Source organism: Paenibacillus sp. J31R122 (assembly GCF_056269185.1).
Window position 1 is genome coordinate 13330 of record NZ_JBWDNM010000022.1, and the last position, 16039, is coordinate 29368.

The window sequence follows — 16039 nt, forward strand, 5'->3', positions numbered from 1 at the left end:
TAATGATGATATCTATTAGAAAAAATGATAGATCTTTCTCATCTTTTTTTGGAAAATTAACACGTCAAATAAACACAGCACCACTTCCGTACTGGATTCCAGCTATTCAATCTGTTCAAACAATTCATTTACAAATGATATAATTTATTATAAAATTCTCTATAAAGAACGATATTGTTCTCAACTAAATGAGGCTGGGAGGGACATGAAATGTTAAAAATTAAAAGGATAGTTAGCATTACCTTGTTTCTTTGTTTATTTATTTTTCCGGCTTCAGCATTTGCTTCATCTTCCGAAGCTTCAAAAGATAATGAGAAAGGCTTTTTCTCAAGTATTTTATCGCTTTTCTCTTTCTCATTCCAAAGCGGCAACAATCAATCGAATAATGATGACCAGTACAAAAGCAAAAATGATACATATTACAAAGAGAAAAATAAGGATAAAGATAAAGATAAGGACAAAGATAAGGACAAAGACTATTCGCATAACAAAAATTGGTGGGACCACTTTAATAAAAACAATTGGTGGGGTCATGATCATGATAACGATCATGACCATGATGATGATGATGACGATGATTGTTGGGATGATGGTGATTCAGCGAAAATATGGAAAAAATATTATGGTTATTAACATTTAGCTTGACACTCCGCTGACCTGTTGGTCAGCGGTTTTTTCGTTTGTAACCTTCTTATTTCGATCTATAGATACAACCTGCGTTTAGTCATTATTGTCTGATAGTACCCTGTCTTACCTTCTTTACGTCAAACATTTTCATAGAGGATTCAATTATAAAAGCCGGAGGCTCTTCTCCTCTTACCAATGTTTTACCACTCATACATCCTTGGCTAGATAAAGTAATGTTGTAACAAAGTCATTTTATTTGTAGCTTATGTAAACGAAAAAAAGCCCTTAACAATTGTTAAGGGCTTTAAACTGTAATTTACAGTTTTACAACGTTTTCTGCTTGTGGTCCACGGTTTCCTTGAGTCACGTTAAATTGAACGCGTTGGCCTTCGTCAAGAGATTTGAAACCTTCGCCTTGAATTGCGGAGAAATGTACGAATACGTCATTTCCGCCTTCAACTTCGATAAAGCCAAATCCTTTTTCTGCGTTAAACCATTTTACTGTTCCTGTTTCCATAATGTATAGCCTCCAAAAATTTATTTAACATGTTTTTTTTCGTTATAAACTAAAAATCACACATTGAGAAAGGTACCATCAGACAAATGATCACCCTTTTCAATACGTGAGTTCAGGTTTGATTTGCTTCTAAACGTAGTATAGCACACTCATCTATAGAACACAAATAATCATTTTGGGCAATTCAATCTAATGATGAATCCTTGTTTTTTTACTACAAAATTGCGCATCTTAATAATAATTGGATTGCCACTAAAACTCAGAATAGAGGGATTTCCTTGCGATTGATTCACCTCTTCGTTTTTTGTGTCATTATTTTTAGCAACGCTCTTGTTCATTCAGATAATTTGGAAGAGAATTCCGAAAATCCTCAAATGAGCTTCTCCGTCATGAGTGACATCCATATTCAGGAAAGTGATAAGATCGCGCGAATCCATTTCATCAACGCTCTTCGTGATCATCGAAAAATTAATCCTAACAGCTCTTGTATGATTTTTAATGGAGATTTAACAGATGGTAAAGCAAGAGATTATAAACTTTTTCAACATTTACTAAAGAAAGTTCAGCACCCTCCCGTACATGCTGCTATAGGAAATCATGAGTATTATCAAATGTGGAAATATAAACACTCAACTCTAAGGCCTAATCCTAATTGGACGAGTCATCAAGCTAAGGAGCTGTTTCAAGCCCATTTTGGATATGATAAACCTTATCATCATCTATGGATGAATGGCTATCACTTTATATTTTTAGGCGGTGAGCATTACCGTGACCTAGATGAGTCTGTTCGAGAAGACGCCTATTTAAGTCATAATCAATTGAATTGGCTCGCGAGACGATTGGAAGAAAAATCAGAAAGTGACAATAGAAACTCCCAAAAACCGATTTTTGTCTTTCTTCACCAACCAATTCTTAATTCATTAGAAGGAAGTGATAAAAGTCGTGGTGTAGTTCAACACAAAGAATTACGTCAACTACTGCGTAGTCACCCGAATGTTATATTATTTTCTAGCCATACTCATTATGATTTGGAAAATACAAAGCAGATCGTATTCGATGATTTCTTCATAGTAGGAACTGGTTCCATTCGAAACGTTATTGGTCAACAATCACTTCCTTCTTTTAAAAGTGAAAGTTTAGTGGTTGAGGTTTATTTGAACCGGATTGTAATAAAAAAGAGAGAGCATATTTCTAAACGTTGGATCTATCCGCACGAAGCCATTCATTTTACAAATACGAATTTTTAAAAAAAGCACCCTATAAAAGAATTTATAAGGTGCCCAAGCAATAAATGAAGCCAAATGAACGAAAGGTGAATCAATTTATGTGCTAGTATCATTAATCCCGAAATAGGCTTTTGCATTAAGCTCGTCAAGCTTCATTTGATCTATTAATTGATCAAGATTAGAAAAATCTGGGCTACTATCCCTCCTAAGTTATTGATATATTTTGTAAAGCAATTGAATCAAGAATTTACAAAAAAGTATGCTGAAACTTTTAATCTTTCAATGACTGCTTGTCGAATAGGCTCCGAATCAACCGTCTCCTCTAGTGCTTGACTAATACAAGACAACCAAGCATCAGCGTGATCAATCGTAATGTTAAAAGGCATATGACGCGCCCTCATTCTAGGATGACCAAACTCTGCTGTAAATAGATCAGGCCCTCCAAAAAACTGACTTAAAAACATTTCTTGCTTATTCATAACGGAAGAAATATCCTTTGGAAATAAAGGTGCGAGTAATGGATCATTCAACACCTTTGGATAAAAGGCCTCCACTATTTTGCGTATGCCTTGCTGCCCGCCAAGCTCATCAAAAATAATCATCAATACACCCTCCACATTCAATAATTATATATTTTATACACTTTTGTTTAAGATGTATAGTGTTTTGTCTACACTTATTTTGAAAACCTTCATTTCAACTATTCCTTGAACATTTCATATAATACTCCATTTCTGTTCAATCAGTATGTTATATTAGTCACAACGAATTCAATGAGGTGAAACCGTGAGAACTAAAAGCATATTCATACTAATTGTTACAGCACTAATTCTTTCCGCTTGCAGCACTAACAAAGAAGAGCCACATTCGGATTCACATGACTCACATGAGTCACATTCAACTGGCGATTTACAGGAAAACACAGCTTCCTCAGATGTCTTGCCGACCTTTCTAGATGGTCAAGTGGAACAAATCCGTTTAGTCTATCAAATCGCTGGACAGGCTACGGACTTATTGCAATGGATTCCTTGCTATTGCGGTTGCGGTGAGAGTGTGGGCCATAAGAGCAACCTGAACTGCTTTATTAAAGAAGTCAACGAAGACGGTTCTATAGTATGGGACGACCATGGTACAAGATGCGGTGTATGCTTAGAGATTGCGGTCACTTCTGTCAAGATGAAATCCGAAGGCATGTCGGATAAAGAAATAAGGAATTTCATCGATGAAACTTACAAAACAGGCTATGGTAAATCCACAGATACACCAATGCCGGCATAATTAACAAAACCACACTTACTCACTTCATTCGAGTACATGTGGTTTTTTATGTATGGCAATAATCACTATAATTATTTATTATAAAAGGCATACATTATCCGGACAATTCTCATTGCGAAATAACGGAATCTAAAAAGGAGGTCTAACGATTGAATAAAAAACAGCTGCAGAGCGCACAAACGAAAAAAAAGTTAGCTGACGCCGCGAGAGCTTTATTCGCTCAAAAAGGATACGCAGCTACTTCCATTGAAGATATCGTAGCCGCTACTGGAAGCAGCAAAGGAAATATTTATTACCACTTCCAAAGTAAAGAAGGGTTATTCCTGCATATTTTGGACGAATGGGATAGGGAATGGACACAACAGTGGAGTGAGAGAGAACAGTTATTTACGACTGTAGAAGAAAAACTGTATGGGTATGCGGAACATCTTGTTACCAATGATCTGAATCATCCTTTAACTAAAGCAATGGATGAATTTTTATCCAGTGAACGAGAAAACAGCCGTGTTCAATATGAGGTGACCAATTATATTGCCGCACATATTCAATTCAACCAACAGATCCTACAAGAGGCTATGAATTCAGGTGAATTGAAGCCTGATGACGCCAGGACACTCGGTTATATTTTAGAGGGGCTGCTAATGGGACTAGGCGAAATGTCCAAACGATCCCCTAGCAATGAAATCTTGACTATTTTTCGCAAAGCGATCTACGTATTTCTTAACGGAACTGCCGTTCAACAATAAAATAAATGACCCAAAGGAAAGCACTTTTTTAAGTCCCTTCCTTTGGGTCATTTTTATTTTTTCATAGAAAATCTGGGATGAGCAGTATCCTGACCTCAAAATAAAAGTGGTAGTCGATAGCCATATCGTAAAGTGATTGCAAAGCAAAGAAGGGCTCCACTTTGAGCCCTCGTCGATTATAGCCTAAGGTATATCAGATCTTCCGTGATTTCTATCCCAAAAGCATTTTGGCTGCTCCAATCGTACCCGCTTCGTTGCCTAGTTCTGCTGCTCTCACGTTGATATCCAGCCTCATAGCTGCTATTCGTTCCTGCAGGAGATCCCACCATATCGCTTGCGAGTCGACTAGGCCCCCTCCTATAAGAATCGCTTGAGGGTTAAGTCCAAGATGGATATTATGAATGGCGATTGCCAAATGATCAACAAATTGATGTACTACCTTTACAATCGGCGAATGCCCACGTTCAAAATCCGCTATAACCTCCATCCCTGTTGTATACGGATAATTTGCGGCTTCTTGCGCTGAACGAACAAGAGCTGTTCCCGATAGATATTGTTCAATGCAGCCGAATTGACCGCAATTACACGGACGACCACCAGGCATGAAAATAACATGTCCCCATTCTCCACCATTACAATGCGCACCGCGAACTAACTCGCCACGTACCATATTGGCACCGCCCACACCAGTTCCTAAAGTTAACATAGTCAAGTCCCTAAAGCCATCTCCTGCACCAAGCCACATTTCTCCGATTAAAGCGGTATTCGCATCATTATCGACGGTGACAGGATATTTATATTCCTCTTCAAAAATCGTTTTCAGGTTCGTTCCTTGCCATCCCGGCAAATTATCCGTAGCATAAACGATCTCGCCTGACTCCACGTTGACTCTTCCCGCCGTACCAATTCCAATACCGATTATATCTCGATGTGATGGCAAAAGATCCTCAATCACAGCCTTAACCTTCTGGAGAATATGATCTCTTCCTTTAACCGCATCTGTGGCCAGTCGGGTTTGATCATAAATTTTCCCTTGACTGTCAATCACGATCCCTTTAACTGATGTACCGCCGATGTCGATACCGATTGCTTTCATATCCCCCAACCCTTCTATTCACTTGCCCTATCATTATTACGTCAATAACGCTTTGTAGATATAGGCTAATAAAGCTTATCCGAAGTGGCTTTAGCTGTAATTTCTCTGTATTTAATCGCTTGATCCTTAGTTTTGATCGATACGCCTACATTTAAAATATCAATGACTGCAAGTTGTGACGTTTTGGCAGACAATGAGCTGCTTTGAAAAGGATTTTCCCTTGCGACGATCAATAATACGATATCCGCCACTTTCGTAATCGGCGAACGTGCATTGCTCGTTATCACGATAATTTTAGCACCAGTCTTCTTAGCCAAAGTTAAATTATCAATGGTGTCTTTCGTACTACCAGAAATCGAAATTCCTACAGCGACATCCTCTTTTAACATAAGTGAAGCTTCCATCGCTTGAAAATGTGTGTTCGTATTCGCGCTGCTAAACTTGCCTATTCTCATAAAGGTATGTGCAGCTTGAATCGCCGTTTCCCCCGAGGAACCAACTCCGAAGAAATTAATATGTCTCGCTTTGACTAAGACTTCAATCGCTTTGCTCAATTGATCGTAGTTGATTAATTCACGAGTCTGCTCTAGCGTTTGGATATGCGTGGCGATAACTTTTTGAGTTAATGTGAGTGAATCGTCTTCTTCCATTACTTCACGATGCAAATTCTCAATTGGCATGACCAAATCCTGCGCCAACGATAATTTGAAATTCTGAAATCCTTCATATTTTAGCTTGCGGCATAACCGCAATACCGTCGTTTCACCAACATCGGCTTTTTCCGCCAATTCAGTAATAGAGTGATAAATGATATCCTGGGCATTTTCAAGAATGTAACTTGCTACCTTTTGTTCTGTTTTCGTCAGTCCATTGAAGTGGCTGCGAATATTGAGCAATGTTTTTCCCTTCTCATTCGCACCAATCATCTGCTAATCCACCTCTAGCTTCCTGAAACAAACTGATTTTTATTTATTTCTTCGATAAATTTTTCTGTGATAGATCTGGGACGCGTAATCGCACTACCAATCACTACAAATTGTGCACCCAGATTCAATGCCTCATTCACTTCGGAACCGGTACTAAACTTCCCTTCAGCTACAACAGGTGTTTTAAACGATTTCACCAGTCGAGCGATCAATTCTATGTCAGGCCCGTCCATCTGAGGACTATATGGCGTATAACCGGATAGTGTCGTCGAAATATAATCTACTCCTATTTCCGCAGCATAGAGCCCTTCTTCGTAAGTCGATATATCAGCCATTATAAAAATGTTTTTTCTCTTTAATTCATCTACTGTTTCTCTTAGCGTTCTACCGTCGGGACGTAATCGATTAGTTCCGTCAATAGCAATGATATCAGCCCCCGCCTCGTGAATGGCTAAGGCATCTTCTAAAGTTGGAGTAATATACACGTCACTACCTTCAATATTTCTTTTATTTAATCCGATAATTGGTACTCGTATGACTTTTTTCATTGCCGCTACATCTGGAACCCCATTAGCTCGTATACCTAAAGCACCGCCAAGTTCTGCAGCTTTAGCCATTTCTACCATATGCTGCGGGCCATACAATGGCTCTCCAACATAGGCCTGACAAGAAACTACTAGTCCCCTACCTGATATTAAACTTCTCACAATACTTCACTCCTAAAATGGATCACTATTTCGTAATCATATTCATATGAAAGTTTATTGTATCATCCTTTAAAAGTCCCATTGAGATCGCCTTTTCTCTTGTGAAAAACTAAAATTCCTTTTTTCAATTATAAAAAGGATATTTCCTCCTATCAACAGGATAATGGTTAAAATATCCTCTGTCAATTACTTATTAACTAATAACTTAACTCATGTACATGTATTAATCTATTCCTACAATGGTTTTAATTTCTACGTTTCTAGTTATAAAGTTGAATGTGAAAACCACAACTGTGTTATCCTGTTCAATAAGCAGATTGGCTTTGGTAGAAGATCCACTTCTAGGATAGCTGTCGATAGAATAGATAGATGATAAAGTGCCATAAGGTGCTACAGCAAACTCATATTCCCCCTTGAATGGAAAAACACAGCTTAACCTGTACAAGCCATCTCCAACACTATACATTCGTGTCACCTCATTGTTCGAATCATGGTTGATTCCACCTAATTGATGCTGGAAATTACCAAATAGAATGACTCTCGAGGGCAGCTTTACACCCGTTACCGGATCATATTTATCCTCCGCTCCATAATTATTGATCAACGACGGGTTTCCTGCTCGTTCTCTTAAGTTATTCTCCGACGCCCAGATTCGTTTAATGGTTTCTTCTTGCCCAAATCCTAATGTACAGGCTTCACTAGGCAAATTTGCTTTATAACAATTACTAATCATTTCTCTACCTGTCCCAGTAGCCTGCATCTGGATTCGACAACTGCCCAACGTTCTCATAAACGGCATTTGAAAATACGCATTTACATTGTTGATTGCCGTCCATTTGAAGGTATATTCCAAATATTTATTTCTGCTTTCTTCATCTTGCGAGGCAAACCATGAAATTTGGTCATACCCCCACCACTCCAACCATGCACGTTGCTCATAGGGAATCTGGTCTTCTTCTTCAAAAAATTTCCCGCCCCAGTTATCAAATTCCATCAGCATGGGTAACACTTCAACAGCCCAGCCACTAGGAGTCATTCCCCCTTCAAAATAACCTTCCCTAACGAGAGCAAGTTTTTCTCCAGGTAAATCCAGGATAGGCATTCTTGAATAAGGCATGGAGTGAAAATCAAATAACAGCTTTCCGTCTACATTAACACCATGCGTATGTGCATCAAGGAGAACCATATTGCGCCTTGCATTTTTCCTCGCGTAATTGCGAACCATGTCAAATAATCTATATGTCTTCCTGTAACCCGTATCATCTGCGGTATAGAGGTGGATTTGACCCATATGTATCGCTTCAAATCCCGCTTCAATATAACGAATAGCTCTAAAGTAGAACCACATTTGTGTTTCTAATTTATCGATATTAGGCATCGCGCACGTTCCATTTGAGCCATATCCAATTGGACTGTTGTCGAACAACATCTCGTCATATTGAAATGCTCGATCCTCATATGTCAGATTAAAGGCATCAAATACCCATTTCGGAACTTTGACCTTCTCCACGTCGGTATATACTACTTCAAATATACAAGTCTGTAATATAATTTCCGCATCCAGCGCATGAACGCGATCTGCTAAATTCTTCGATTTACGGAAATGCTCCTCATCATCTGGCTCCATGCTCCAAACTCCAGAAGCCCTGCCTAGAAACTTGGCGCCGATGTTTGTTATCGCGCGCAGATCATCCTCCAACGTGTCACTGTTTACTAAATCGGCTGCCGTAACAGCCCTCGATAGATAGCTTTCCAATACTTCTTTGCTCATACTTCCTTGAAACTTATAGTTTTTCAATGGTTTAGCCTCCTTAGGAAATGTGTTTAACCATATTCTCAATCTGTATGGTATCGTTACCATGTTGGCATATCTATTACCTCACACAACGGCAACTCATTTCACAATACGTTTTATCGGGTTAATTGTCTATAATCTGATTACAATATTTACTCTGGGCCGTATACTCGCTGATCCTGAATATAACTTTTAAAACAACCGAGTAAAGCTTGGAAATCCACGCCTTACTCGGTTGTTTATTCGGTAGAGACTATATTTTTTTAATGCGCTTCCTCTAGCGGCAGCTTCCTCAACGAAACGGGTTAACGCCAGCAGTGAGTCAGAGCCTCCTTCTATGACGTCTAGCTACAGCTAGAGTGATCAAACCGCTTCTAAAGGCTCGGCCCGATACGGTTAATACTGAATTCTTGATGGCCTAACGTTTCCGACTTCGTCCATTTCCCATCCGCTACTTCGATGATCTCCTGCCAGATCCGATCACCCGCAGACTCCAAGCTCATTGTGCCATCGAGCATTGCGCTAACGTCGACGTCCATGTTATCCTCCATCCGCTCAAACATCCGCTTGTTGCCAGTAATCTTAATGACTGGTACTACGGCTGCCCCTGTTGGAGTTCCCCTGCCTGTTGTAAAGCAAACGATATGAACACCTCCAGCCGCCATGCCCGATACACATTCAATATCGTTACCCGGCGAGTCCATGAAGTAAAGCCCGCCCTCCGGTACTTGTTCAGCATATTCGATAATTCCTTTAATTGGAGCTTTTCCGCATTTGCTGATGCAACCAAGCGATTTCTCTTCGATAGTGGAAAGTCCGCCAGCGATATTGCCAGGACTCGGATTACCGCCCCGCATATCAGCGCCCATCCTCTCCACCTCTTTTTCGAAACGTCCCACAATATGATAGAGCATCTCTGCCGTATCTGGAGTGGCACAGCGCTGCGCTAGAACATGCTCGGCACCAATAATCTCCGTCGTCTCACCGATGACGACCGTTCCACCTGCTTCGATCAACGCATCCGCAGCTTCGCCGAGCGCCGGATTGGAGGCCATTCCGGAAGTCGCGTCAGAGCCGCCGCATTTCACGGCTACCTTCAGCTTAGAGAACGGGATTGGCACTTTTGGTAGTCGCTCAAGCTCCGCCATCATTCGTTTCGCCATTTCTGTACCTTGCTGAATGGCCTTCACCGATCCGCCCACCATTTGGATATCGATTACTTCTACGGGCTTGCCGGTCTTACGAATTTCTTCTGCAAGCGCGTAGGGGTCAACAACTTCGCACCCTAGACTGATGACGATAACACCGCCTACATTTGGATTTTTTCCAGTCCCTGCAAGCACCTCGAATGTACGTTCTTTGTCCGCACCGATTTGGCTGCAGCCATGCTGATGCGGAATCGCTACGGTACCTGGAACAAACTGCATGATCCGATTGCAAACCTGATTGGAACAAATGACCGTTGGAATGATAAGCAAATGATTGCGGATGCCTATATCTCCATTTGATCTTTCATAACCCATAAATGTGCTCATGCTCCCACCTCTCCAGCTTTATCGCCTCTGCCACGAATTCCTTCAATATTATGAACATGAACATGCTGCCCAACCGCAATTGCAATACTTGTGCGACCGATGGTTTCCCCGTATTTCCGCAATTCCACACCTTCTACCAGCTCTTCAATCGCCAGCTTGTGGCCGAACGGGATGGGATCAATCGCCGTTATTTCATGAATACCATGGCCATTTCTGTAGCGGACCGCTTCTCCTGCCTTTATATCACGCAGCGCCGTAGCAACATGATCCCGGTCATCCATAATCAAAGCGTCGACCCCATCTGTGATTTGTTGCATCAATCAGCATCCCCTTCTATTCAAGTTCGTTGATTACTAATCGCTTCACGACCATCGTCTTCAACGATTTTCTTTCATCATAATCGAGCATTTAGGTTATGAAAATTGCGAAATAACGCATATTAGTACCCAATTTTGACTATTACGAAAATAGCATTTACACTAGTATCAAACACTATTGTTTTTTAGTAACAAAGCATGATAAAGGAGGTTCCATTATATGAAGCCTATTCGAAAACAATTCGATGCTGCTGCTTCTTTTCCGATCGAATTCTCTTACCGCGCGGTAAAGGATACACATAATGAACTGCCCAATCACCTGCATGATTGGCATGAAATCGTCTATGTCCATACAGGAAAAGGCGTTTTTTTTATTGATGGGTCCTTCTATACGATGGAACCCGGCGATTTATTCCTTCTACCCGGCAACACCATCCATCGTGCATTGCCTGATGAAGGTTTGACGGTTAGTGCCATTTATTTTCATGGACGAATCGTACAGTTGAACTCATTAGGTGATACCTTTTCTTACGTACAATGCTTCGAGCAGGCGAATAAAGGGAAAAGCCATAAGCAGTGCACGGACACTTCCGACCGCAGCTTTATTGAAACTTTGCTGGTTCATATCAACTATGAGCTCTTAGTCGATAGACCGGGTTGCCGAGAAGCCGTTTTGCTTCATCTCCTCCAACTGCTGCTCATGCTAAACCGGCAAATCCCCTTTTCCGCGTCAGAACGAAAAAGCACTGGGGCACCTGATTGGATGAAGATAACGCTGCGCACTATTGACGAGCACCCTTTTGGGGATGTTAGCTTGTCCACACTGACCGCCAAAGCAGCAGTGAATCCTTCTCATTTCACACGTGTCTTCAAGCTTCTAACGGGAATGACACTTACAGAATATGTTACGGCCAAACGAATAAGCCATGCTAAGGAGCTTCTCCTTTCCACGGATGCCCCAATTCACGCGATAGCAAATGAGTGCGGCTTCGAGAGTCTTCCTCATTTTCATCGTACATTCAAAAAACTAACAGGAACGACGCCTATCGGATACAAACGAAGCTGCTTGATGCCAGTCATACATCACAGCTAAATCAATATTTAAGAAAAGTTGGATGGTTTATACCAATTGAAGAGATATGGCGGAGGGTACTGGTATTACGCGGATAAATGGAACAGACCAAGAGGTCATATCTTCATCAGAAACCATGTGCAGAAACGTAACGGCAGTCAAGGGCGTAAAAACAATGCCCTGAACTGCCGCTCCAAAGGTTAAATTATTGAAACAATCTTACAGACTCCAAAGAGTTACTTCTCTGTACCCTTGTATTTACCCGTACTAGTTAGGTATACATGTATTTGAACTTTTCCCAGTGAATCATTACTTAAAAAGAACGCATCGGTATCGGACAACTTGCGAAACTCCAAGGGTGACGAACGATATAGCGACTCTCTGAGACGAAAAGGATCAATCTTGAGCTTAATTGCTTTGCTATAGGTGGATGTTATTTCCTTTCTAATCGCTTCAGCGGCACTTTCATTCAGTTGTTCCATTGTAACGTCTTGCAAGAGCTCCATCACATAGCCCTTTGCATCAACTTTCAGATTAAACCGAATGTCACCTTTCTCGACAACGGATTGAATCCTCATCTTAGCGGAAGTAAACATGATGGTCGCAGCTGTCGAGCCGTTAGCAGAAACTCGAAGCGGCATACGGTTCAGCCCTTTTTCCGCCCACCTCATCCCTTCCAGATCACTTTCTGACATCCATGCAACCATTTTGTTGTTCTGAAAAAAATACCCCCCCGACAACTTAAACATCGGTTTGGTTTTTTTATCTTCTTTCCAATCCTCGTTATCAATATCAATCGAAGGAATCATCGCTGGATCACCAGGCTCGTTCAAATTTGCAATTACGCGATTAGCGGTGACAGGAATGATTAGAAATAATGGCGAGTTCGATTTACTGGATGTGAACATGACCGTACTAAGAGGTGAGTAATTCAGAAGTGATTTCTGCGTTAATATTTCCGGTATCTCCCTGTTCGTTCCATATAACAAAATGTTATAACGTACTTCCCTATAGCGATTAATCGCGTTGTATACATCAACTACGCTCTTCTTGAGCGTATTTTCCGACATAACTACCACTCTAAGATGTCCCCAGAATATTTGCAGTTGTGCTGTCCTGCTTATATCCGTCAACGCTAAGGCGAGTGTCTCCCCCTCACCCCTACCAACCCATACCGGAACAGGTTTTCCAAGATTCATTTGCTCGGTATGGGAGATATTCGAGAAATTAAGTATTTGCGCATATGCAATCCATTTCCCTTTATCAAAGTCAACACCGACGGCTGTAGCATACGCCATGTTTTGGATTTCCGGTAGTTTTGTGCAACCATTTAGAAACAAGATACTGGACAAAAGCATACCCATTGCTAGGAATATTTTCATTTCGTATCCTCCTTCTTCTTATCACTGTCAACAGTATTTAGAACGGTAGGTCGTTTGGTTATCTTATCCCATGGCAATCTTAAGAACGAGATTATCAATTCCCTTACTGTCAGAGGCGAGAGTGGCGCCAAGTAGCTTACGCCAAACGATCTTAAATTCCCCATGTAACCGATGAGCAGTACCATTCCCAAGATGACACCATACATGCCAAGAATTGCCGATATGAAAAAAAAGAAAAGTCGCATAATACTAACTTGGGTGCTTAGCGTCTGATTCACAAGAGTTACTCCTGAAACAGCGGTTATGGCTCCTACTACTACAACGGAAGGGGAAACTAAGCCAGCGCGAATTGCTGCATCACCAATGATCAGTCCCCCTATTGAAGTCAGTGTCTGACCAATTGCGTTAGGAAGCCGCACACCTGCTTCCCTGAATATTTCGAGCAGCATTAACAGAAGAAACATCTCCATCTGCGAGGAAAGCGGCAATCCCAGCCGAGTAATAGAAATGGTGGCCATCAATTGAAATGGGATCTGATCTTGATGAAATGACACAAGCGCAACCCAGATCGCTGGAAGAAATATAGACAGGAATAGACTGATACCCCTTATGATTCTCGCAAATGAAACGTACGCGTAGTTAAAATGAGCATCTTCTGGAGATTTTAAAATTAAGCTTAGACCAGCCGGTGCAATCATGACCATAGGCAGTCCGTCCACAACAATCACAATCCGGCCCGCCAGCAAACTTTGAACAGCGTAATCCGGTCTCCCCGTAAAGTCCATAATCGGCAATAGCTTTAACTTTGTATTGTTTAAATATCCCTCTATGTGACTCATGCTGAATACTCCATCAACATCGATCTTGTTCAATCGATCACGTAGTTCTTTCAAAGTAGACGGATTAACGATGTCATAAAAGAATAGAATTCCGATTTTCGTCTTTGTTCTTCTTCCCAATAACATGTTCTCAATATGGAGAGAGGGGCTGCGAAGCCGCTTACGAATCAAAGCAATATTTACAGTAATATCTTCTACAAAACCGTCCCTAGGACCCTTTATCGAAATTTCCGTGCTGGATTCGAAAGGTTGTCTCGTTGGCCTGTCCGCAATGCTTACATAAGCCACTTTATTTTGTTTTATGAATAAGAGCAGTAGATCCCCTTGGAAAAGGGTCTCCGATAATTCATCCGGTGTTGCCTCTAACAATTCTGTTATCGACAGAGCATTTGATAAATGATCAATCGGATCTTTGAATGAGCCCTGTTTCTTAAATAAACTGCTTAGCTCTGGTAAGATGAACTTGCCGATATCCGCCGTATTGCTCAATCCTTCAGCAAATGCGATCACGACTTCTTCACTTTCACTTTCTCGTTCTCCGAACTTACAAGCCTGAATCTTAACATCAGAAGAGCCGGCGAAAAGTGCAGTCAAACTCTCCTCATCCCATTTTTTTGTTTTCGTCATTGACTGTCCATTCATTTTTTTCCCTCCTTGGGGTAGATCCTACGAACAGTGCGACGATCATCCATAGGAATGAGATAGATAATATAACTGTAAGTGAAATTGGCATATAATATTGAGCCATCCACAAATAAAAGGAATATTCGTTAACAGGATACAGTGACAAAAGTACATAGCTCGACATAATCGCGACAATTACCCAATAACGACTGCGTATTTTACGAATCGAAAGCAATTCAACACATATAAATACAGATAAGCTAATCCGAATAACGGCACCAGACAGCCATTGAAAGATAGTTAAAAAGTCTAGATGCTCTATATATTGACCAATCTTCACTAGCCTCCACTGCTCATATGGAGAAGTCGTCTGATGTGCAGCCTCTAATGGACCAAATTCTGTTATCGCACCGATAATCGGACCCAGCGATATGACGATTGAGAATATTCCATACATAAGCAACTGCCAGATCCGAATTTTCGTCTTCAAATGGTGTTGGATTAGGATCAACGCCAATAATTCCACGAAGCCCGCTCCAGAATAAACCATTCCATCCCACACAGGCCCCCAACCATGTTCAAGTACAGGCTTTAGAAGTGAATAATCTTTCATCGGCGCATTGAAGGAGCTTACGAAAATACCTAAAACAACGACAATCGGAAGCAGCACACCGGATACAATGGCAATCACTCGTAAACCCCATAGTGACAAAATCAAGCAAAATAACACCAATGATACAACAAGGAGCATCCTGGGGGTTAAAGGCAAATAATTAGTAATATGCCAGGCAGTCGTATGAATGACTGTCATTCCGCCAATTAAGTACATCTGTACGAAAACAGGCAGAATAAGAAGCCATGCAACAACAGGTGTTACCTTACTGGATAACCATAGCTTCCACTCCTGGAAACCGGATCGGTTCATCAGCCACACCAATAACATAATCCAAATAAGAAACACCCCACCCGATACCAGAGCTGTAATCCATGAGTCTCTTTTTGATGCAGACAGGATCATCGGATTAACTATAACGTGACTAGCAAGGCCGTTCATTAACGAAAACATCATAAATACTTGTGTAAAGCTGATTTTATTACTTGAACTAGCCAACTTCTATCACATCCATATCTATACAATCCATGTACCGCTTCTCTATTCTGGTATTATTAGCATGTTTCTATACGGATCTGGGGTAAGATTTTCCCCATTCTTCTCTTTTGAGCCGATAACCGTCGCATTGACTAGCCAAACAAGTTGATCGTTGATCTCTAAATCCAGTTGCACAGCAAAAAAAGCAGAACGCTTCTATGGCATTCTGCTAACGTTAAGAAAAAAACAATCATGATGTGAA

At 41.0% G+C, this 16039-nt stretch carries 16 protein-coding genes; 5 read left to right on the forward strand and 11 right to left on the reverse strand.

Annotated features, from left to right (window positions below; translation table 11 throughout):
- Positions 1–210: 210 nt before the first annotated feature.
- Positions 211–633 carry a hypothetical protein gene (locus AC0YN7_RS26745; RefSeq protein WP_475813071.1) on the forward strand — a complete coding sequence of 141 codons (423 nt, stop codon included), beginning with the start codon at positions 211–213 and terminating at the stop codon, positions 631–633.
- 310 nt (positions 634–943) lie between these two features.
- On the opposite strand, the gene AC0YN7_RS26750 is transcribed toward AC0YN7_RS26745, so the two are convergent.
- Positions 944–1144, reverse strand: a complete 201-nt coding sequence (locus AC0YN7_RS26750) for a cold-shock protein (protein WP_475813072.1) — start codon at positions 1142–1144, stop codon at positions 944–946.
- A gap of 278 nt (positions 1145–1422) precedes the next feature.
- Between AC0YN7_RS26750 and AC0YN7_RS26755 the strand changes: the two genes are divergently transcribed.
- A complete protein-coding gene (locus AC0YN7_RS26755) occupies positions 1423–2391 on the forward strand; it encodes a metallophosphoesterase family protein (RefSeq protein WP_475813073.1) in 969 nt (322 codons plus the stop codon).
- Between the two features lie 218 nt (positions 2392–2609).
- Here the strand turns inward: AC0YN7_RS26755 and AC0YN7_RS26760 are convergent, their stop codons facing one another.
- Positions 2610–2972 (reverse strand): globin domain-containing protein, encoded by a 363-nt coding sequence (locus tag AC0YN7_RS26760; RefSeq protein WP_475813074.1) that lies wholly within the window; start codon positions 2970–2972, stop codon positions 2610–2612.
- Positions 2973–3156: 184 nt separating this feature from the next.
- Between AC0YN7_RS26760 and AC0YN7_RS26765 the strand changes: the two genes are divergently transcribed.
- Together AC0YN7_RS26765 and AC0YN7_RS26770 are read left to right on the forward strand one after the other, a co-directional pair.
- A complete protein-coding gene (locus tag AC0YN7_RS26765) occupies positions 3157–3648 on the forward strand; it encodes a PCYCGC motif-containing (lipo)protein (RefSeq protein WP_475813075.1) in 492 nt (163 codons plus the stop codon).
- 149 nt (positions 3649–3797) lie between these two features.
- On the forward strand, positions 3798–4394 hold the full coding sequence (locus AC0YN7_RS26770; RefSeq protein ID WP_475813076.1) for a TetR/AcrR family transcriptional regulator: 597 nt from the start codon (positions 3798–3800) through the stop codon (positions 4392–4394).
- A gap of 211 nt (positions 4395–4605) precedes the next feature.
- Here the strand turns inward: AC0YN7_RS26770 and AC0YN7_RS26775 are convergent, their stop codons facing one another.
- The 6 genes from AC0YN7_RS26775 to AC0YN7_RS26800 all read right to left on the reverse strand — a co-directional run bounded on the left by AC0YN7_RS26775 (position 4606) and on the right by AC0YN7_RS26800 (position 10770).
- Entirely contained in the window at positions 4606–5490 is an 885-nt protein-coding gene (locus AC0YN7_RS26775; RefSeq protein ID WP_475813077.1) for an ROK family protein, read from the reverse strand.
- A 65-nt stretch (positions 5491–5555) separates the two neighbouring features.
- Positions 5556–6416 (reverse strand): MurR/RpiR family transcriptional regulator, encoded by an 861-nt coding sequence (locus AC0YN7_RS26780; protein ID WP_475813078.1) that lies wholly within the window; start codon positions 6414–6416, stop codon positions 5556–5558.
- Positions 6417–6430: 14 nt separating this feature from the next.
- Positions 6431–7123 (reverse strand): N-acetylmannosamine-6-phosphate 2-epimerase, encoded by a 693-nt coding sequence (locus tag AC0YN7_RS26785; protein WP_475813079.1) that lies wholly within the window; start codon positions 7121–7123, stop codon positions 6431–6433.
- A gap of 223 nt (positions 7124–7346) precedes the next feature.
- Positions 7347–8921 carry a hypothetical protein gene (locus tag AC0YN7_RS26790; protein ID WP_475813080.1) on the reverse strand — a complete coding sequence of 525 codons (1575 nt, stop codon included), beginning with the start codon at positions 8919–8921 and terminating at the stop codon, positions 7347–7349.
- Between the two features lie 371 nt (positions 8922–9292).
- Positions 9293–10453 (reverse strand): UxaA family hydrolase, encoded by a 1161-nt coding sequence (locus tag AC0YN7_RS26795; RefSeq protein WP_475813081.1) that lies wholly within the window; start codon positions 10451–10453, stop codon positions 9293–9295.
- A complete protein-coding gene (locus tag AC0YN7_RS26800; protein WP_475813082.1) occupies positions 10450–10770 on the reverse strand; it encodes a UxaA family hydrolase in 321 nt (106 codons plus the stop codon). Before AC0YN7_RS26800 ends, AC0YN7_RS26795 begins: the two co-directional genes overlap by 4 nt.
- A gap of 220 nt (positions 10771–10990) precedes the next feature.
- Here AC0YN7_RS26800 and AC0YN7_RS26805 point away from each other — a divergent pair, with 220 nt between their 5' ends.
- Positions 10991–11863: an AraC family transcriptional regulator gene (locus AC0YN7_RS26805; protein WP_475813083.1), complete on the forward strand. Its 873-nt coding sequence runs from the start codon at positions 10991–10993 to the stop codon at positions 11861–11863.
- Between the two features lie 215 nt (positions 11864–12078).
- Here the strand turns inward: AC0YN7_RS26805 and AC0YN7_RS26810 are convergent, their stop codons facing one another.
- The 3 genes from AC0YN7_RS26810 to AC0YN7_RS26820 are packed head-to-tail and all read right to left on the reverse strand — an operon-like array spanning position 12079 to position 15798.
- A complete protein-coding gene (locus tag AC0YN7_RS26810) occupies positions 12079–13224 on the reverse strand; it encodes a Ger(x)C family spore germination protein (protein WP_475813084.1) in 1146 nt (381 codons plus the stop codon).
- A complete protein-coding gene (locus AC0YN7_RS26815; protein WP_475813085.1) occupies positions 13221–14705 on the reverse strand; it encodes a spore germination protein in 1485 nt (494 codons plus the stop codon). The genes AC0YN7_RS26810 and AC0YN7_RS26815 overlap by 4 nt, the downstream gene beginning before the upstream one ends.
- Positions 14665–15798 carry an endospore germination permease gene (locus tag AC0YN7_RS26820; protein ID WP_475813086.1) on the reverse strand — a complete coding sequence of 378 codons (1134 nt, stop codon included), beginning with the start codon at positions 15796–15798 and terminating at the stop codon, positions 14665–14667. Before AC0YN7_RS26820 ends, AC0YN7_RS26815 begins: the two co-directional genes overlap by 41 nt.
- Positions 15799–16039: the final 241 nt, after the last annotated feature.